The 19,848-nt window shown below is 39.4% G+C and carries 20 protein-coding genes; 12 read left to right on the forward strand and 8 right to left on the reverse strand.

The window, feature by feature from the left end:
* Positions 1-4: 4 nt before the first annotated feature.
* Together htpX and mobA are read right to left on the reverse strand one after the other, a co-directional pair.
* On the reverse strand, positions 5-856 hold the full coding sequence (gene htpX / locus DPV81_RS07625; RefSeq protein WP_192829122.1) for a protease HtpX: 852 nt from the start codon (positions 854-856) through the stop codon (positions 5-7).
* 78 nt (positions 857-934) lie between these two features.
* Positions 935-1,501 carry a molybdenum cofactor guanylyltransferase MobA gene (mobA, locus tag DPV81_RS07630; RefSeq protein ID WP_111387676.1) on the reverse strand — a complete coding sequence of 189 codons (567 nt, stop codon included), beginning with the start codon at positions 1,499-1,501 and terminating at the stop codon, positions 935-937.
* Positions 1,502-1,567: 66 nt separating this feature from the next.
* Here mobA and DPV81_RS07635 point away from each other — a divergent pair, with 66 nt between their 5' ends.
* From DPV81_RS07635 to DPV81_RS07660, 6 genes are all read left to right on the forward strand, one after another.
* On the forward strand, positions 1,568-1,834 hold the full coding sequence (locus DPV81_RS07635; protein ID WP_111387678.1) for a YihD family protein: 267 nt from the start codon (positions 1,568-1,570) through the stop codon (positions 1,832-1,834).
* A 9-nt stretch (positions 1,835-1,843) separates the two neighbouring features.
* Entirely contained in the window at positions 1,844-2,449 is a 606-nt protein-coding gene (gene dsbA / locus DPV81_RS07640) for a thiol:disulfide interchange protein DsbA (protein ID WP_111387680.1), read from the forward strand.
* 53 nt (positions 2,450-2,502) lie between these two features.
* Positions 2,503-2,838 carry a MaoP family protein gene (gene maoP, locus DPV81_RS07645; RefSeq protein ID WP_032804166.1) on the forward strand — a complete coding sequence of 112 codons (336 nt, stop codon included), beginning with the start codon at positions 2,503-2,505 and terminating at the stop codon, positions 2,836-2,838.
* A 101-nt stretch (positions 2,839-2,939) separates the two neighbouring features.
* Positions 2,940-4,031 (forward strand): tRNA (uridine(54)-C5)-methyltransferase TrmA, encoded by a 1,092-nt coding sequence (gene trmA, locus DPV81_RS07650; RefSeq protein ID WP_111387682.1) that lies wholly within the window; start codon positions 2,940-2,942, stop codon positions 4,029-4,031.
* On the forward strand, positions 4,013-4,780 hold the full coding sequence (locus DPV81_RS07655) for a class I SAM-dependent methyltransferase (RefSeq protein ID WP_111387684.1): 768 nt from the start codon (positions 4,013-4,015) through the stop codon (positions 4,778-4,780). Before trmA ends, DPV81_RS07655 begins: the two co-directional genes overlap by 19 nt.
* The gene (locus DPV81_RS07660; protein WP_165818973.1) at positions 4,774-5,214 is read left to right on the forward strand and encodes a SoxR reducing system RseC family protein; all 441 of its coding nucleotides are present in this window, start codon (positions 4,774-4,776) and stop codon (positions 5,212-5,214) included. Before DPV81_RS07655 ends, DPV81_RS07660 begins: the two co-directional genes overlap by 7 nt.
* Before the next feature lie 102 nt (positions 5,215-5,316).
* Here the strand turns inward: DPV81_RS07660 and potE are convergent, their stop codons facing one another.
* The 4 genes from potE to DPV81_RS07680 all read right to left on the reverse strand — a co-directional run bounded on the left by potE (position 5,317) and on the right by DPV81_RS07680 (position 10,569).
* A complete protein-coding gene (gene potE / locus DPV81_RS07665) occupies positions 5,317-6,636 on the reverse strand; it encodes a putrescine-ornithine antiporter (protein ID WP_049365111.1) in 1,320 nt (439 codons plus the stop codon).
* A gap of 105 nt (positions 6,637-6,741) precedes the next feature.
* Positions 6,742-8,904 (reverse strand): ornithine decarboxylase SpeF, encoded by a 2,163-nt coding sequence (gene speF / locus DPV81_RS07670; RefSeq protein ID WP_111387686.1) that lies wholly within the window; start codon positions 8,902-8,904, stop codon positions 6,742-6,744.
* A gap of 253 nt (positions 8,905-9,157) precedes the next feature.
* Positions 9,158-9,352 (reverse strand): leader peptide SpeFL, encoded by a 195-nt coding sequence (speFL, locus tag DPV81_RS09520; RefSeq protein ID WP_197534114.1) that lies wholly within the window; start codon positions 9,350-9,352, stop codon positions 9,158-9,160.
* A 212-nt stretch (positions 9,353-9,564) separates the two neighbouring features.
* Positions 9,565-10,569, reverse strand: a complete 1,005-nt coding sequence (locus DPV81_RS07680; protein ID WP_111387688.1) for an ornithine carbamoyltransferase — start codon at positions 10,567-10,569, stop codon at positions 9,565-9,567.
* A gap of 232 nt (positions 10,570-10,801) precedes the next feature.
* On the opposite strand from DPV81_RS07680, the gene cpdB reads away from it, so the two are divergent.
* Positions 10,802-12,775, forward strand: a complete 1,974-nt coding sequence (gene cpdB, locus DPV81_RS07685) for a 2',3'-cyclic-nucleotide 2'-phosphodiesterase (protein WP_111387690.1) — start codon at positions 10,802-10,804, stop codon at positions 12,773-12,775.
* A 57-nt stretch (positions 12,776-12,832) separates the two neighbouring features.
* Here the strand turns inward: cpdB and DPV81_RS07690 are convergent, their stop codons facing one another.
* Positions 12,833-12,931: a methionine/alanine import family NSS transporter small subunit gene (locus DPV81_RS07690; RefSeq protein ID WP_049375886.1), complete on the reverse strand. Its 99-nt coding sequence runs from the start codon at positions 12,929-12,931 to the stop codon at positions 12,833-12,835.
* 2 nt (positions 12,932-12,933) lie between these two features.
* Positions 12,934-14,448, reverse strand: coding sequence for a sodium-dependent transporter (locus DPV81_RS07695; protein ID WP_005694934.1), 1,515 nt, complete (start codon positions 14,446-14,448; stop codon positions 12,934-12,936).
* A 159-nt stretch (positions 14,449-14,607) separates the two neighbouring features.
* Here DPV81_RS07695 and DPV81_RS07700 point away from each other — a divergent pair, with 159 nt between their 5' ends.
* From DPV81_RS07700 to ilvD, 5 genes are all read left to right on the forward strand, one after another.
* Positions 14,608-15,246, forward strand: a complete 639-nt coding sequence (locus DPV81_RS07700) for a tellurite resistance TerB family protein (protein ID WP_111387692.1) — start codon at positions 14,608-14,610, stop codon at positions 15,244-15,246.
* A gap of 183 nt (positions 15,247-15,429) precedes the next feature.
* Positions 15,430-17,085 (forward strand): acetolactate synthase 2 catalytic subunit, encoded by a 1,656-nt coding sequence (gene ilvG / locus DPV81_RS07705; protein ID WP_111387694.1) that lies wholly within the window; start codon positions 15,430-15,432, stop codon positions 17,083-17,085.
* Between the two features lies 1 nt (position 17,086).
* Complete coding sequence (ilvM, locus tag DPV81_RS07710; RefSeq protein ID WP_111387696.1) at positions 17,087-17,305, forward strand: acetolactate synthase 2 small subunit; 219 nt, start codon at positions 17,087-17,089, stop codon at positions 17,303-17,305.
* Complete coding sequence (locus tag DPV81_RS07715) at positions 17,302-17,940, forward strand: hypothetical protein (protein WP_126469998.1); 639 nt, start codon at positions 17,302-17,304, stop codon at positions 17,938-17,940. The genes ilvM and DPV81_RS07715 overlap by 4 nt, the downstream gene beginning before the upstream one ends.
* A 69-nt stretch (positions 17,941-18,009) precedes the next feature.
* Positions 18,010-19,848: a dihydroxy-acid dehydratase gene (ilvD, locus tag DPV81_RS07720; RefSeq protein ID WP_111387700.1), complete on the forward strand. Its 1,839-nt coding sequence runs from the start codon at positions 18,010-18,012 to the stop codon at positions 19,846-19,848.

Here is a 19,848-nt window from a genome sequence, read left to right on the forward strand (position 1 = left end):
TCTTTTATAAACTACGTAATGCTTCGATACGTTTTTCAAGCGGAGGATGGCTCATAAAGAGTTCGCTGCGTTTGCCGTTAATCATAAAGGCATTAAGTGAACCTTCCATCTCTTGTGGCTCATGAATTTGTTGTAAACGTTGTAATGCCGCGATCATTTTTTCTTTTCCAACAAGCTGTGCAGAACCTGCATCTGCACGATATTCACGATAGCGCGAGAACCACATCGCGATAATGCTCGCTAAAATACCAAATACAATTTCTAACACCATTGAAACTAAGAAGTAAATGCCTGAACTCCGACTTTCTTCATCACCATTACGGGAGCTCGCCACCACATTGGCAATCACGCGAGATAAGAAAATCACGAAGGTATTCAATACGCCCTGTAATAAAGTCATGGTCACCATATCACCGTTCGCGATGTGTGAGACCTCATGAGCCAATACTGCTTCAGCTTCTTCTTCCGTCATGGAGTTTAATAAGCCTGTACTAATCGCCACTAAAGAATTGTTTTTAGTCGCACCCGTAGCAAAGGCATTCGCATCATTAGAATGGTAAATCGCCACATCTGGCATTGGGATGCCTGCTTGTTGTGCTTGACGACGTACAGTTTCCACTAACCAACGCTCAGCCTGATTACGAGGTTCGGTAATTACCTCCGCGCCCACAGAGCGCAATGCCATGGTTTTTGATAAAAATAATGAAATCAACGATCCAGCAAAACCGAAAAGCATCGCCATAATTAAAATGCCACCAGTACTATTTCCTGCAATACCGGTCACATTTAAAATAATCCCTAACACAAGCATTACAGCAAAGTTAGTAGCTAAAAATAAAAGGATTCGCATCATAATAAAGTTCCTCAATAAAATAGAAAGTAAACACTGCAATAATGGAGAATTTTTTGCAAAATTCAAGATTTAACAAATAATTTATTGTAAATCTTCTAAGGTATTAAAATTTACAAATCGCCCCTCTCGTTCGTCAAATTGGACAGCAACCGCCCCATTTTTGTTCATAAATTGTAATAAGCGACGTTCGCCCTCGTTTAAATAAGCGCGTAACTTCTCTTTAAGCTGAACGGACATCAAACAAAATGTCGGGTGTTCACGCTCCTTATCTTTTGCATAAGCAATTAAAGTGCGGTCATTTTTAACCGCGCTTTTTAGTTTTTCTAATAAGTTTTGTGGAAAATACGGACTATCACAAGGCACAAAAAGTACAAAATCCGTTTTAGCTTTTTCGAGTGCTGTTAGCATACCGCTCAACGGCCCCTGAAAATCAGGCAATTCATCTGAAAATACGGGAAAACCCCATTGTGCATATTCCGTATGGTGGCGATTAGCATTAATTGAAATATCAATCACTTGAGGTTGTAAGCGTTCAATCACATGGCTAATTAATGGTTTATTTTGTAAAAGCTGCAAGCCTTTATCCGACCCATTCATTCTCCGTGCTTTTCCGCCAGCCAAAATAACCGCACTTATTGTGTATTCCATATTTTCTTATTGCCTTATTTGAAGTATGATCTAGCCTTATTTTTCTCCATTTAAAAGGAAATAGCAATGAAATGTAAGCGTTTAAATGAAGTTTTGGAACTTTTACAACCTTACTGGTCTAAAGACCCAGATCTGAGCTTGTTACAAATTTTGCAAAAAATTGCTGATGAAGCAGGTTTTGATAAACCCGTAGCAGAATTATCTGATGAAGTGATTATTTATCATTTAAAAATGCACGATACAGATAAACTTGAGCCAATTCCTGGCATCAAAAAAGATTATGAAGAAGATTTTAAAACCGCATTGTTAAAAGCACGCGGAATTATTAAATAAGGAAAACAAATGAAAAAAGTTTTATTTTTACTCGGTGCTTTATTTTCATTTAACGCATTCGCAGCTAATCTAGAAGAAGGTAAACAATACGTTCAAGTGAGCCAAACCGCTTCTGCACAGCCTGAAGTGATTGAATTTTTCTCTTTCTACTGTCCGCACTGCTATGCCTTTGAAATGGAGTACCACATTCCAAAACAAGTTGCAGAAAGCTTACCAAAAGGCACTGAATTTAAACAATATCATGTTAACTTCTTAGGTCGTCAATCTGAAAACCTCACTCGTGCATGGGCATTAGCGATGGCACTTGGTGCAGAAAGCAAAGTGAAAGCGCCTTTATTTGAAGCTGCACAACAAGATAAATTAAGCTCAATGGACGATATTCGTAAAATCTTCATTGATAACGGTGTGACTGCTGAACAATTTGATAACAACATCAACAGCTTTGCTGTAAACGGTTTAGTGAATAAACAAGTGAATGCGGCTGAGCAGTTTAAAGTACATGGCGTACCTGATTTCTATGTAAATGGCAAATATCGTGTAAACCCTGAAGGCTTAAATTACGATGATTTCGTCAAAGATTATGTAGAAACCGTGAAAGGTTTATTGCAAAAATAAAAAAAAATTGGTTTAATGCCTGCCGTTTTTAAATATAAAGAAGAGAGATGATTATGGCTGCTAGTTTCAGTGTTACTCGTCGTTTTTTTGACGACAAAAACTACCCACGCGGATTTTCCCGTCACGGTGATTATACAATCAAAGAATCCCAAGTATTAGAGCAATATGGTCAAGCGTTTAAAGCATTAGATTCAGGCGAACGCAAGCCAGCGACAAAAGAAGAAAAAGAATTTGTTGCTTTTTGCCGTGGTGAACGTGCACCGGAAACTTTCTTCGAAAAAACCTGGAATAAATATCGTACTCGCATTAACACAACAAAACGTGTTTACACCTTATCAGGTGATGTGAGCGAAGCGGCTTCTGGTGGCGAAGATTATTCTGGCGAATAATACATTTTAAAAGGCAGGCAGAAGCTTGCCTTTTGCTTTTTTACTCAATCCCCATGCTTGCCAAGGGCTGTGGGATATTTATCATTCAAACGTAAACATCAATGCAACTACCCATTTCCCAATATACCGAACTCCTGCAAAAAAAGACTGAAAAACTGACCGCACTTTTGCAGCCTTTTAACGCCCCAGAAATAGCCGTGTTTGATTCGCCAACCAGCCATTATCGGATGCGTGCAGAATTTCGTATTTGGCATGATAAAGGCGATTTTTATCACATCATGTTTGATCAAAGCACCTTGCAGCGCTATCGAGTTGATGAGTTTCCAATTGCCAGCAAACTGATCAATCACATGATGAAAGCCTTATTACCGTTGTTAAAAATGCAGGAAGTGCTACATAAAAAACTGTTTCAAATTGATTATTTGAGCACGCTCAGCAATAAAATTATTGTAAGCCTGCTTTACCACAAGCAACTCACGGAAGAATGGCAAAGCGCTGCAGCAAACCTAAAAAGTGAATTACAACAACTTGGTTTTGATGTGCAGCTGATTGGTCGTGCGAATAAACAAAAAATCTGTTTAGAGCAAGATTTTGTCGATGAAGTGTTACCGATAAAAGGACGCAATTATGTTTATCGCCAAGTAGAAAATAGTTTCACTCAGCCAAATGCAGCCGTGAATTGCAAGATGTTGGAATGGGCGATTGATTGCACTCAAGGTTCTCAGGGCGATTTATTAGAGCTGTACTGCGGCAACGGCAATTTCTCTATCGCCCTTGCACAAAACTTCCGTAAAGTGCTTGCTACTGAAATTGCCAAGCCATCCGTGGCTGCCGCACAATTTAATATTGCGGAAAATGGTATAGATAATCTGCAAATTATCCGTATGTCGGCAGAAGAATTTACCCAAGCAATGAATGGTGTACGTGAGTTTAATCGCTTAAAAGGCATTGATTTAAAAGCCTATCAATGCAATACGATTTTTGTTGATCCACCACGAGCAGGGCTTGACCCTGACACGGTAAAACTGGTGCAAAATTACGATCGTATTTTGTATATTTCCTGCAACCCACATACCCTTTGTGAGAATTTGCAAACCCTAAGCCAAACCCACCGCATTGAAAAAGCGGCGCTGTTTGATCAATTCCCTTACACAGATCATATGGAAAGCGGCGTATGGCTGGTGAAAAAATAAAAATTCAACTGCTTGCCGAAGCGGGAACATTGTCAGAATTGACCGCACTTTGCGCCCCTCTTGGTATCGAGCATTGTACTGAAAGCCCACTTGCATTGGTGCAAACTGAAACTCACCTAGCCCTACGCAAACTGGATGAACCCAAGTTGGGCGATGTATTTGTAGATTTCGTAGCTGGTGCGATGGCGCATCGTCGTAAATTTGGTGGTGGACGTGGCGAAGCTATTGCCAAAGCTGTAGGTATTAAGGGTGCAGAATTGCCAAGCGTGATTGATGCCACAGCAGGACTTGGTCGAGATGCGTTTGTTTTAGCTTCTATCGGTTGCCAAGTGCGTTTAGTGGAGCGTCATCCGGTAGTATATTTACTATTGCAGGATGGCCTCAACCGCGCTTATCAGGATGCAGAAATAGGTGAAATGATGCAACAAAATATGCGCTTACTAAATGTTCATCATATTGCCGAACTTAATCCACAAATCGATAGTGCTGATGTGGTATATTTGGATCCAATGTATCCGCACAAGCAAAAATCCGCCCTAGTCAAAAAAGAAATGCGTGTATTCCAACATTTGGTTGGTGCCGATTTGGATGCCGATGAACTCTTGACACCTGCGCTACAATTAGCCCGTAAACGCGTGGTGGTAAAACGTCCTGATTATGCGGAATTCTTAGCGCAAAAAGCGCCCCATGTTAGTCGTGAAACCAAAAATCACCGCTTTGATATTTATATGGGAGAAGCACGATGCTAAAAGAAAGTGCCATTGTGATGAGCTATGATGCAGAAACCGGTCTTGCTAAAGTGAAATGTCAGTCACAAAGCGCCTGTGGAGCTTGTTCGGCTAGAGAAGCCTGTGGAACAGCTTCCCTGTCTGAACTCAATGGAAAACGAGGCGAACATATCTTCACGCTCGAAACCATTACGCCACTGCGTACAGGTCAAATGGTAGAAATCGGTCTAGAAGAAAAATCCATGTTATTTTCAGCATTGTTAATGTATATCGTGCCGCTTTTCACACTATTGGTTGCAACATTACTTTCCAACTATATCAGTGAGAATGAACTCATTCGTGCGATTTTAATCTTTATGTTGACCGCACTTTCCTTTGTCATGGTTAAACGTTACACCCAAAAACTTGGCCAACAAACGGAATTTCAACCTGTATTGTTGAGAGTATTGTCCTAAATAAAAAGCGCGGTTAAAAACAAGTTAATTTTCAACCGCGCTTTTATACTTTAAGTTTATTGCAACTCGAAAGGCCTACATGAAGATGTAGGCTTCTCTTTTTTAATTTGCTTGTGATTTTTTAAGGTCAAATTTGTAAGAAACAAAACCATACAATGTCCAACCGATAAAGGTCACAATTGAACCATATAACATCGCTTGTTCACCAGCTGCATAAAGCGCATAGATACTATAGAGTGAACCAATAAAGGCAACAAAGACGGTTGTTTTATATTTTTGTGGCGCAACATTCTCTGCTTTCAATAACACGGCAAGTGCTGCCATTGAGAGCAAGTATGGAATAACGTTTGTTACTACCGCTAAATCCACCAACACATTGAATTGTTTATTTAATGATGGACTAATTGTCATCAAAGAAAGTAAAGTTTGTAATGCAGTAATGGTCACCATACCAACGATTGGTGCATCTTTACTGGTAACTTTTTTGAAGAATGCTGGGAAATAACCTTCTTCTGCTGAAGATTTAAATACTTGGGCAATTGTGAACTGCCAGCCTAATAATGAACCAAAGCAAGACATCACCATTAAGCCCATGATGACTTTACCGATTGTTTCATCAAACATATGAGCAAAGGCTAAACCGAATGGCGCTGTTGAATTAGCGAGTTCAAGGTTAGGTACAATACCTGCGATCACGTTAGTTGAAACGATATAAATTACCGCTGCCCCTAAAGTACCACCAAGTACTGCGATTGGTACGTTTTTCTCTGGATTTTCAACAGCATCTGCGTTTGCACAAGCTGATTCTAATCCTAAGAACGCCCATAATGTCATTGAAATAGATACACCGATCGCTTCAAAAGTAGGTACATTGTGTGGGTTCCAAGAATTTACATACATTGTACCATCAAACCATTTCCAACCAATGATTGAAATACCTACCACAGGAATGATTACGCCCCAAATGGTGAATGAACTGATATTACCAGTGATTCTTGCACCACCAAAATTAAGGACGGTTGCAAGCCAAAGGGTGAAGATGGTCCATAATGCGATAGAGAGTGGAGAAAGGGTTGCTCCAAGGAACTCTGAGCCATAACCCACCGCAGAAATTGCGATTGCTGTATTGGCAATAACTAATGATACACCGTAAGTGTAGTTTGCCATGAAGTTACCGGCTTTACCGAAAGAGTATTCCGCATAACCGCCCATACCACCAGATTTTTTACTAAACATACCGCATTGTGCGAATGCATAAGCTAAGGCTGTTGAACCAACGGCTGTTACAAGCCAAGAAACGATGGAAATAGTCCCAATTTCGGCTAATTTGGTCGGTAACATAATAATACCGGAACCCATCATATTAACCATGGTAAGAATGGTGAGTTGTACCACACCAATTTTATTACTTTTAGCACTCATAATTTATACTCCTACAAGTGCGGTCAAAAAATCAGATGTTTTTAACCGCACTTTTTTTGTTTGTGCTGAGAGGGTTATAAGGAAAAACCTCATAACCTCACTTTATTAATAGTCAGTTAAAACATAGCCATATGCACGAGTACGTCCATCAGGGTCTTTTTGTAAGTAAACCCCTTGGATTTCAGGTGCAAAGCCAGGTAATGTGTTAATACCTTCTTCTAATGCAAGGAAGTATTTTTGTGCAGTTGAACTCCATCTTTCTCCTGGAACCACACATAACACACCTGGAGGATAAGGTAACGCACCTTCCGCAGCCACACGACCCACAATGTCTGTTAATGGAACAAGTTCAACTTTGTTACGAACGAATTCAATATTCGCATCGTGTGGATTTAATGCATATTCCGGTAATGTTGCTTTGCGGAATAGGTCTTTTTGAAGTTGTTTTACATTACGGCTTACATAAAGGTCATGCATTTCTTGGCATAATTGACGGATGGTATAGCCTTTGTAACGGTCTTCGTTGTTTTTATACACAGTTGGCAATACATCTTTTAATAAAGAGTCTTGTTTAATGTGTTTTTCAAACAAGGCGATTTGAGCAACCAAAGTTTGCATTTTGGTGAGGGTTTCTGCCGGAGTGAGCAAGAATAAGATTGAGTTCAAGTCACATTTTTCCGGAATAATACCGTTTTCACGTAAGTAGTTTGCAAGAATAGTTGCTGGTACACCAAATTTTTCATATTCGCCGGTTTCTAAGCTGATACCTGGAGTGGTAAGCAAGAATTTACATGGGTCAACGAAGTATTGTTCATCAGCATAGCCTTCAAATTTATGCCATGTATCTGTTGGGTGGAATTTGAAGAATTCGAGATTAGTTGCAATTTCTTCTGTGTCATAATCTTGCCATTTTTTACCTTTAATTGTGGTTGGAATAAATGGACGAATTAATTCACAGTGATTTAATACTAATTTACGTGCTTCGATACCTACTTTCACACATTCATGCCATAAACGACGACCTGCTTCACTACCTTGAATTTTCGCATTCACATCTAATGCCGCAAATAATGGATAGAACGGACTGGTTGACGCATGTAACATAAAGGCGTTATTGAAACGTTTGTGGTTTACATAACGATCTTGACCTTTAATGTGTTTATCTTTTTTGTGAATTTGTGAAGTTTGTGAGAAACCTGCTTGTTGTTTATGAACAGATTGGGTCACTAAAATACCTGGGTCGTTTTCATTTAATTCAAGCAATAATGGAGAGCAGTCTTTCATCATTGGAATGAATTGTTCATAACCTACCCATGCAGAGTCGAATAAGATGTAGTCACAAAGATGACCAATTTTATCTACCACTTGACGTGCGTTATAAATTGTACCGTCATAAGTACCTAATTGAATAACTGCTAAACGGAATGGACGTTTTTGGTTTAATTTTTCAGGTGCGACTTCTTTAATTAATGATTTCAAATAATCTTCTTCGAAGCAGTGACTGTCGATACCACCAATGAAACCAAATGGGTTACGTGCAGTTTCTAAGTAAATTGGGGTTGCACCCGCTTGAATTAATGCACCATGGTGGTTTGATTTATGGTTATTACGGTCAAATAACACTAAATCGCCCGGAGCAAGTACTGCGTTTAACGCAACTTTGTTTGAAGAAGATGTACCATTTAATACGAAGTAAGTTTTATCTGCATTGAATACTTGAGCCGCATATTTTTGTGCATCACAAGCTGCACCTTCGTGAATTAACAAGTCACCTAATTTCACGTCAGCATTACAAATATCTGAACGGAAAATGTTTTCACCGTAGAAGTCATAAAGGAAACGACCTGCTGGGTGTTTACGATAGTATTGACCACCTTGGTGTCCCGGACAGTCAAAAGCAATATTACCCATTTCTACATATTCACTTAACATTTTGAAGAATGGAGGTAACATTTTTTCTTCATAAAGTCTTGCAGCAGTTTCGATTTGACGGCTATAAAGCTTAATGTCATAACCATTTAAATCTTGAATATGATAAATAGCATCATAGAATTTCGGATCAACTTGTTCTTCTTCAGTTTGAACAACAAATACTGGGATACCAAAATTTGTTGCTTGAATACGTTCAAGGTATTCACCTACATCCCCTGATGTCAACACAATAGCGGCAACATCAGTAAAGTCTGTTTTGGTAATTTCAACTAATTCTCTATTTGTAGAGAAATATTGTTCAACTTTTGGACTATATGCAATTTTTAAGTTTGGCATAATAAACTCCTTTTATTTATTTTTTTGACGTAAAGTTACCCTGCATTATTAATTTTAATAACGCAATAGATTTATTTAGAATAAAACAACCCGCTCTAGATTTTTATATAAAAAAACTAAAGTAAGAATTTTTTATTTTAAATTAAATAAGATTAAGTTAATTTCACAAAATATTTCTTGCCTGTTCTAGACAATACAAAAATATTCAGAAATTAATCTGTGGAGACTCTCTAAACAGAGAGAACAACTCTGTTTAGAGAGCCGTGTTGGATGGTTTGTTTTGAGAAGCAAATACTGAATATGAGAAGCAAGAACGATGCGATGGCATCATAATATGACGTGTACGACGGATATGCGCCATCAAAGAACGACCTTTTATCGGATTAAACCGTAAAAGTCTCAATACTTTCGTATGGACGTATCTGTGTATATATGTACGAAGTAGCATAGAAAAATTTCCTCTTTCTATCTAAACTAACCTTAGTTGGGTATATTCTCTGCTTGTGTAAATATCATGTCAATAATATTTTTCAAAAAATGTGATCATTATCAAAAAATAAATTTAATTTTTCACATAAAAAATAAAATCACAAAAAGTATGGAAATAAATTATTCTTAAAATAGATGATTAATAAATGTACTCATTTATCGAGATCTTTCCTAAGCTAAACTCGCTACCATGACTGCTTTAATCGTATGCATACGGTTTTCTGCTTGCTCAAATGCAATATTCATCGGCGATTCAAACACCTCTTCAGTCACTTCAATGCCGTTTGCTAATTCAGGATACTTTTCAGCAATTTGGCGACCCACTTTGGTTTCGCTATTATGGAATGCAGGTAAACAGTGCATAAATTTTACTTTTGGATTGCCTGTACGCTTCATGAGTTCAGGCGTTACTTGATAAGGAAGCAATAACTTAATACGTTCTCTCCAAGCCTCTAATGGCTCCCCCATTGAGACCCAAACATCAGTATGCACAAAATCAACGCCGCTTACAGCTTTATCGATATCTTCCGTTACAGTAATCCGCGCACCGCTTTCTTTAGCAAAACCCTTACACATTTCAATAAAACTGGCTTCTGGTAATAAGGCTTTAGGGGCGCAAATACGCACATCCATCCCTAGTTTTGAGCCTATCAGTAAAAGAGAGTTTCCCATGTTATTGCGTGCATCACCAATATACACATAACTAATTTGACAAAGTGGCTTATCACAATGTTCAGTCATCGTGAGAACATCTGCGAGCATTTGTGTAGGATGAAACTCATCCGTTAAACCATTAAACACCGGCACTCCAGCATAATCTGCAAGTTCTTGTACGGTACTTTGTTTAAAGCCTCGATACTCAATCGCATCATACATTCTTCCAAGTACTCGAGCTGTATCTTTCATGCTTTCTTTATGTCCAATTTGAGAAGAGTTTGGATCGATATAAGTCACTCGAGCACCTTGATCATAAGCTGCAACTTCAAAAGCACAACGAGTACGCGTTGATGTCTTTTCAAAAATAAGTGCGATATTTTTACCTTTAAGCTGAGGTTGCTCTGTTCCTGCATATTTAGCACGTTTCAAATCACGTGATAAATCTAACAAATAATTAATTTCGCGTTCTGAATGATGAACAAGACTTAATAGGTGTCTATTTTTAAGATTAAAAGCCATAGCGATCTCCTTATCGGATGCCATCAATAAATGCAGGCTACCTTACTATGAATGACTTAATTTCTAGTTGATTGGATAGCCTATTTTTGTCCCAAATGCAGAGTTTTGCAACCAAATTCAATCCTTTATTTTGTGATGCTCATCACACTTCATTCCAGAACTTTATATTGCGCTTTCTTTATATATAAAAGAGATTTAAAATCCCGTCGATTCTCACACAACAGGAGCACATATGATCAACAGAAGAGATTTCATCCAACTTGGCGCAAGCAGCATTTTAGCGTTGAGTGCGAGCCGTTTTGCTTTTGCGAAAAGCGACACACAAGTCGATTTACGTATCATAGCAACGACCGATATTCACAGTTTTTTAACTGACTTCGATTACTACAAAGATGCACCTACTGAGAAATTCGGTTTTACCCGTGCAGCAAGCTTGATTCGTCAAGCACGTAAAGAGGTGAAAAACAGCGTTTTAGTTGATAACGGTGACTTAATCCAAGGTAACCCAATTGCTGACTATCAAGCAGCGAAAGGTTATAAAGAAGGCAAACCAAACCCCGCTGTAGATTGCTTAAATGCAATGCACTATGAAGTGGGCACATTAGGTAACCACGAATTTAACTATGGCTTAGATTATTTAGCTGATGCGATTAAACAAGCGAAATTCCCTATCATCAATGCTAACGTAGTGAAAGTCGGTACTGAAGAGCCCTATTTCACACCTTATGTAATTCAAACCAAAGAAGTGGTGGATAGCCAAGGTAAAAAGCACAAACTAAACATTGGTTATATCGGTTTTGTACCACCACAAATTATGGTGTGGGATAAAGCAAATTTACAAGGCAAAGTTGAAACGCGCGATATCGTGAAAACCGCACAAAAATATGTGCCAGAAATGAAACAAAAAGGCGCCGATATTATTGTGGCACTTGCTCACACAGGCCCATCAGATGAGCCATATCAAGAAGGTGCAGAAAACTCGGCATTCTACCTTGCTGATGTACCACACATTGACGCGATTGTTTTCGGTCACTCTCACCGTTTATTCCCAAACAAAGAGTTCGCCAAATCACCAAATGCAGATATTGCTAAAGGAACCGTAAAAGGCGTACCTGAAAGTATGGCGGGCTACTGGGCAAACAACATTAGTGTAATCGACTTAACCCTTGCTCAACACAACGGCAAATGGTTAGTGGCTGATGGTAAAGCGGTACTTCGTCCAATTTACGATGCAGAAAACAAAAAAGCGACCACAGAAAGTGATGCCGAATTGACCGCACTTTTAAAACCTGTGCATGAAGCCACCCGTGAATTCGTGGCACAGCCAATCGGTAAAGCGACCGATAACATGTATAGCTACTTAGCCCTAGTGCAAGATGACCCAACCATTCAAATTGTGAACCAAGCACAAAAAGCTTACGTTGAAAAAGTAGCACCAAGTGTTGCAGCAATGGCGGGCTTACCAATTTTAAGTGCGGGCGCACCATTTAAAGCAGGTGGACGTAAAAATGACCCTACTGGCTATACAGAAGTTAACAAAGGTGAATTAACATTCCGTAACGCAGCAGACTTATACCTCTATCCAAATACCTTAGTTGTTGTGAAAGCAACCGGTGAAGAATTGAAAGAATGGTTAGAATGTAGCGCAGGTATGTTCAAACAAATCGATCCTACCAGCGACAAACCACAATCTTTACTTGATTGGGACGGTTTCCGTACTTATAACTACGATGTAATTGACGGCGTAAATTATGAATTCGACCTCACTCAACCACCGCGTTATGACGGCGAATGTAAATTGATTAACCCGAATTCACACCGTGTGGTGAATTTAACCTACCAAGGTAAACCGGTTGATCCAAAAGCAGAATTCTTAATTGCGACTAATAACTATCGTGCTTACGGTAATAAATTCCCAGGCACAGGCGATGCGCACATTGTTTACGCTTCTCCAGATGAAAACCGCCAAATTCTTGCGGATTACATCAAAGCAGAAAGCGAAAAAAATGGCCATGTAAACCCAAGTGCGGATAAAAATTGGCGTTTTGCACCGATTAAAGGTAACGATAAATTAGATGTACGTTTTGAAACCTCGCCAAGCGAACAAGCAGCGAAATTTATTCAAGACAATGCGCAATACCCAATGAAGAAAGTCGGCACCGATGAAGTGGGATTTGCGGTATATCAAATCGATTTATCGAAATAACAAAAAAGGGCGTGCTCAGCACGCCCTACTTATTTCAAAGTGCGGTCAATTTTGACCTTATTTTTCTTCTTTTGGAAGTCTGATTAAGGAAAAGATCAAGCCGCCCCAAATTACTAAAAGCGCCACAATCATCATTGTAATTGAAATACTTGTCATCTTTATTCTCCTTTTTCTTCAAGCTTGAAGTTGTCTTCATTTTTCCATTTTAAACGAGAAAGAATGAACGAAACCACCACTAGCGAAATTGCCATACCCCAACCAAAGATATTTACAAACCAGCTTGGATAGCCTTCATAACCTTCTGTAAATACTTTCGCACCCTCACTGAATAACATAAAGGCAAGAATACCGGTTGTGATGACAATACATAAACGCCATAGGAAACCGACTTTGAATGAAGAGCTTTGATTTAAGTGGTTGCCTAATAAGCCTAGTTTTTCATTTGCTACAATCACAATTAATGAAACAAATGCCACTGCTACAATACCGAAGTAGTTTACAAATTTATCGAATACATCAAGCATTGGTAAGCCGGTTGTCGTACCAAATAAAATGACTGACACCACCATCATTGGTAAACCAACAACAAAGGTCGCTTTTGCTCGACGTAAACGGAGTTTATCTTGAATCGCTGAAATAATTACTTCAATAACAGAGATAAATGAGGTTAATGCCGCAAAGGTTAATGAACCAAAGAACAATACCCCTAACACTTCACCGAATGGTGCTTTATTAATAATAGTTGGGAATGCAAAGAAAGCTAAACCAATACCACCTTTTGCCACTTCGCTCACTTCTACACCTTGTGCGGTTGCGATGAAACCTAATGCCGCAAATACACCGATACCGGCAAGCACTTCAAAACTTGAGTTCGCAAAACCAACAACTAAACCGCTACCTGTTAAATCTGAATCTTTTTTCAAGTACGATGCATACGTAATCATGATCCCGAAACAGATGGAAAGAGAGAAGAAGATTTGACCGTAAGCCGCAATCCACACGCTCGGATTAGAGAGTTTTGACCAGTCTGGTGTAAATAACGCGTTCAAGCCTTTTTCTGCACCTGGTAAGAATAAAGAATAAACCACCAATGCCACAAACATCACGACTAAAACAGGCATTAAGATATCTGAAGATTTAGAAATCCCTTTTTGAATACCTAAAGAAAGTACGCCTAAAGCCACTAACCATACGGCAATTAATGGACCAGTTACCATGCCGACAAACTCAAAGCTCACACCATTGCTGATATCGCCCATTTTTAAGAATTCGTGTAGGAAGAAATCAATCGGTTGGTCACCCCAAGCAGAATTAAGTGAGAAATAAGTATAGCTTGCCGCCCAACCTAATACTACCGCGTAGTAAAGACCGATGATGACGTTAACCATTACTTGCCACCAACCAAACACTTCAAAGTGTGGGTTAAAGCGACGATAAGAAAGCGGTGCACCACCACGATGGCGATGACCGATTGCGTAATCTAAGAAAAGTAATGGAATACCAGCGGTTAAAAGTGCAATAAGATAAGGGATAATAAATGCACCGCCACCGTTTTCATAAGTGGTATAAGGGAAACGCCAGATGTTTCCTAAGCCAACAGCGGATCCAATTGCCGCCATAATAAATGCTTTCCGACCAGAAAAGGTCTCTCGCTTTGCGTTTGACTGCGTCATATTAAGTTCCTTTTGAATGAAGAAAGATTTCAATATAATGAATTCTAAAACCTAGTCAAGAATTTGATTTAAAGTGCGGTTAAAAATAATGAATTTTTTTTTAAAATCACTGTCTAAAGGCCAAATTTAATATCTATTAACAACCAAAAGGAAACATTTATGGATCTCAATAGCATTTTAAATCAAGTTTTAGATGTCGCTAAAAACTCTGCAAGCAAACTTGAAACCGGCAACCAAACAATCGATTCTCTCACCAAAGTGGGGGGCGGTGCTGCGTTAGGCGGTCTTTTATCAATGATTTTAGGCCGCAGCGGTGGTGCAAGTTTAGCAAAATTAGGTTCACTTGCTGTATTAGGTAATCTTGCTTACCAAGCATACCAAAACTATCAAAAATCCCAACAAAATAGCCAACCAAACATTTCAGAAAATGCGTTTGATGTATTAAATTCATCAAGCCATGTCGATGCGGGTGAATTAATTTTACGTACTATGATCGCCGCAGCGGCAGCAGATGGTGAAATCACTGAAGATGAAAAACAAACTATTGCAAACGAAGCAGGTAACAACCCTGAATTAGCGCAATGGCTTGAACAAGAAATCCAAAATCCAATTTCTATCAATGAAATTGCACATCTTATAGGTAATGATACTGCACTTGCAAGCAATGTGTACTTAGCTGCTCGCTTAGTAAGCAAAGATTTATCTCGCAAAGAAATCATTTTCTTAGCAGATTTAGCTCAAGCATTAGGCTTAGACGATGCGCTTGTTGAACAATTAGAAAAACAAGCAGGCTTCTAATTTTGTGTAGAAAACATTATGTTTTCTGACCGCACTTCTTATCAAAAAACACGATAATCTTAGTTATCGTGTTTTTTTCGTTTGTTTTTTCGCGAAAACCTAACCAAAGGCGAAAAATTCCGCTACAATGCTGAACTTCAATATTCATAAAATTATTTAATAATCATAAAAACGGGAAGCAACATGACAGGCGCACAACTCATTATCGAATGTTTAAAAGCGCACGGTGTAACCGATCTTTTCGGCTACCCAGGCGGGGCAATCATGCCAACCTACGATGCCATCTATGACTCAGGTCTTGACCATCTTCTTTGCCGTAACGAACAAGGTGCCGCTATAGCCGCAATTGGTTATGCTCGCTCCACAGGCAAAGTCGGCGTTTGTGTCGCAACCTCAGGCCCTGGCGCCACCAATTTAATTACAGGTTTAGGCGATGCCTTTGCTGATTCTGTGCCACTCGTAGCATTTACTGGCCAAGTGGCTGCTCCTCTTATCGGTACCGATGCTTTCCAAGAAGCCGATGTTTTAGGTTTATCTCTTGCTTGTACCAAGCACAGCTATATTGTGCAATCTATCGAAGAATTACCCGAAATTATTGCCTCTGCTTTCCAAATTGCACAAAGTGGCAGACCTGGTCCAGTTCTCATTGATGTGCCTCGCAATATTCAAGTAAGTGATGTGCCTGAACATATCAAACCCATTGTCAAACCAGTCGTAAAACCAACTGCACTTTCAGAATTAAAATTAGCGGAAGCTAAAGCGTTATTGACGCAAGCCAAAAAACCGGTGCTTTATGTGGGCGGCGGTGTAGGTATGGCAAACTCAACGCAAGCGGTCAAAAAATTCCTACAAATCACCAAAATGCCATCTGTTTCAACATTGAAAGGTTTAGGCTCAATAGACCCAACCGATCCTGTTTATATGGGCATGATTGGTATGCACGGCACAAGAGCTGCAAACGTAGCCGTACAAGAATGTGATTTATTGTTAGTGTGCGGTGCACGTTTTGATGACCGCGTGACCGGCAAATTAGATAGTTTTGCTCCACATGCAAAAGTGATTCATTGTGATATTGATGCGGCGGAAATCAACAAACTCCGTGTGGCCAATGTTGCCCTTCAAGGTGATTTAATTCAAGCTTTAGAAGCTTTAAGTATCCCTCTTGCAATTGACGATTGGCGAGCACACATTCAAACATTGAAAGCCAAACTCGATTTCACTTATATTGACAATGCAGGCAACCGACCTATTGACCCTTGGTCGTTGCTCAACACGCTTTCACAGCGTAAACCTCAAAATGCGGTGATTTGCACCGATGTGGGTCAACATCAAATGTGGTCTGCACAACATATGCGCCATTTCGCACCAGAAAATTATATTACCTCCGCAGGTTTTGGCACCATGGGATTTGGTTTACCTGCAGCGGTGGGTGCAAAAAAAGCACGCCCTCATGATGAAGTGATTTTAGTGACAGGTGATGGTTCATTGATGATGAACATTCAAGAATTAGGCTCTATCAAACGCGGCAAATTACCGGTAAAAATTTTGCTGTTAGATAACCAACGCCTTGGTATGGTGCGTCAATGGCAAGACCTTTTCTGGAACAAACGCCGTTCTGAAACCATCTTAGAAGATAATCCTGATTTTGTGATGTTAGCAAAAGCCTTTGATATTCCAGCTGAACGCATTGAGCGTGCTGATGAGGTGGATACAGCACTTAATCGTTTATTAAATAGTGAAACTGCCTATTTATTGCAAGTATGCATTCCACCAGAGGAATGCGTATGGCCGTTAGTCCCACCAGGTGCGTGTAATGCCGATATGTTGGAGGAAATTTAAGATGAATCACTATACTTTTGAATTGACTGCTCAACATCGTCCGGAAGTATTAGAACGGATATTACGCGTTATTCGTTTACGCGGTTTCACTGTGACTAATATGGATATGGCATTGGTAGAAACCCAAGTGCAGATAAAAATCACTGTAAAATCTGACCGCACTTTTGATTTGTTGGTGAATCAGTTGGCGAAATTACCGGATGTATTAGGAATAAAATGATGAAAAAATTTATCTTACTTGTCATTTCTATTTTATTTGTATTTGGATGTACAACAACACAAGAAAAAGAAATATCTAAGCAAACAGAGGTGATTCAAGCCTTTTTTATTGCAAATAATAATATTTATGCTGTAGGAGATTTAAATAGCTATCAGTTCTCTTCTTCTAAATCAGAAGATGTGCGAAATTTCATTAATTTTTTAAATTCTAAAGATATGAAAGCTTTTAAAGAAGCACGCATAGATCGTATTGAAAAAAATAGTGAAGATAACAAAATTAAAGCATTGATATTTATTGAACTTGATAGCAAAAAATTGGCTAAAAAAGAGATAGAAAGTTTATTTAATAAACGTGATGTTTACAAATCATCTCAGGGAAATCCTGACTTACTTTTTGAAATAAGTCATGGTGAGCTTGTAAAACTTCAGAATAAAGATGAGATATTAATTAAAGGAAAACTATCTAAACCATTAAAAACAAATTTTATTGAATATAAAAAATCAACAAGTTTTGATTATGAAGGAACCACAGATGGAGCTTCAATGGCTTTAGTTTGGGGAGGTGTTGCTATTCTTATGATTCCATTAGCAATTATTACATTACCATTTCAAGCTGTAGATTCTTTATCTAAATAATTGTATTTATAAACTTAATTATATCGAATAATTCAACGAACCCTAAAAATTTACTTGGAGAGATTATTTATGCCAAAACTACGTTCAGCGACCAGTACTCAGGGTCGTAATATGGCGGGTGCACGTGCCTTATGGCGTGCAACAGGGATGAAAGAAAATGACTTTGGTAAACCGATTATTGCGGTGGTGAACTCTTTCACCCAATTCGTACCTGGGCATGTTCATTTAAAAGATATGGGACAACTGGTTGCAGCTGAAATTGAAAAAGCCGGCGGTGTAGCAAAAGAATTCAATACTATTGCAGTAGATGACGGTATCGCTATGGGTCACGGTGGGATGCTTTATTCCTTACCAAGCCGTGATTTAATCGCAGATAGCGTGGAATATATGGTTAATGCTCACTGTGCTGATGCAATGGTATGTATTTCCAACTGTGACAAAATCACCCCAGGAATGTTAATGGCGGCAATGCGTTTGAACATTCCAACTATCTTCGTTTCAGGCGGCCCAATGGAAGCGGGTAAAACGAAATTATCTGATCAGCTTATTCGCTTAGACTTAGTAGATGCGATGATTGAAGCGGCAGATCCGAATGTAAGCGATGAGCGTATTGATGCGATTGAGCGCAGCGCTTGCCCTACTTGCGGTTCTTGCTCAGGCATGTTTACCGCTAACTCCATGAACTGCTTAACCGAAGCATTAGGTTTATCTTTACCTGGCAATGGCTCGATGTTAGCGACTCATGCTGACCGCAAAGAATTATTCCTAAAAGCAGGTCGTCAAATTGTTGAGCTTTGCAAACGCTATTATGAACAAGATGATGAAAGTGTACTGCCACGTTCAATCGGTACATTTGAAGCCTTTGAAAATGCCATGAGCTTAGATATTGCGATGGGTGGTTCAAGTAACACTGTTTTACACTTATTAGCAGCTGCTCAAGAAGCTGGTGTAGATTTCAAAATGGCAGATATTGACCGCTTATCACGAGTTGTGCCTTGCTTAAGCAAAATTGCACCAAATACTAATAAATACCACATGGAAGATGTACACCGTGCAGGTGGCATTATGGGCTTATTGGGTGAATTAGATCGCGCCGGATTAATCCACCATAACACTAAAACCGTGTTAGGTATGACTTTAGAAGAGCAATTAAATCAATATGATATCATTCGTAATAAAGATGCAGAATTACACAAATTCTTCCGTGCCGGCCCTGCAGGTATTCGTACCACGCAAGCCTTCTCACAAGATTGTCGTTGGGATAGCGTAGATGATGACCGTGTAAGTGGATGTATCCGTAACAAAGAAAATGCGATTTCTCAAGAAGGCGGTCTAGCGGTATTGTTTGGTAACATCGCTAAAGATGGTTGTATCGTAAAAACCGCGGGTGTAGATGAGTCTATCTGGAAATTCACCGGTCGTGCCATCGTGTTTGAAAGCCAAGAAGATGCCGTTGCCGGGATTTTAGGCGGCAAAGTTAAAGAAGGCCATGTCGTCGTGATTCGTTATGAAGGCCCGAAAGGCGGCCCGGGTATGCAAGAAATGCTTTATCCGACCAGCTATTTAAAATCCATGGGCTTAGGCAAAAAATGTGCCTTGTTAACGGACGGACGTTTCTCCGGCGGCACATCCGGCTTATCTATCGGCCATGCCTCGCCTGAAGCGGCATCTGGCGGTGCCATAGGTTTAGTACATGATGACGATATTATCGAAATCGATATTCCAAATCGCGCGATTAATCTCAAAATCAGCGATGAAGAATTAGCAAAACGTCGTACCGAGCAAGATGCCAAAGGCTGGCAACCAGCTAACCGTGAACGTGAAGTGTCTTTTGCATTAAAAGTATTTGGTCACTTCGCTACTTCTGCGGATAAAGGTGCCGTTCGTGATAAAACACTTTTAAAATAG

This window comes from Haemophilus parainfluenzae, from assembly GCF_003252795.1.
Classification (GTDB): domain Bacteria; phylum Pseudomonadota; class Gammaproteobacteria; order Enterobacterales; family Pasteurellaceae; genus Haemophilus_D; species Haemophilus_D parainfluenzae_K.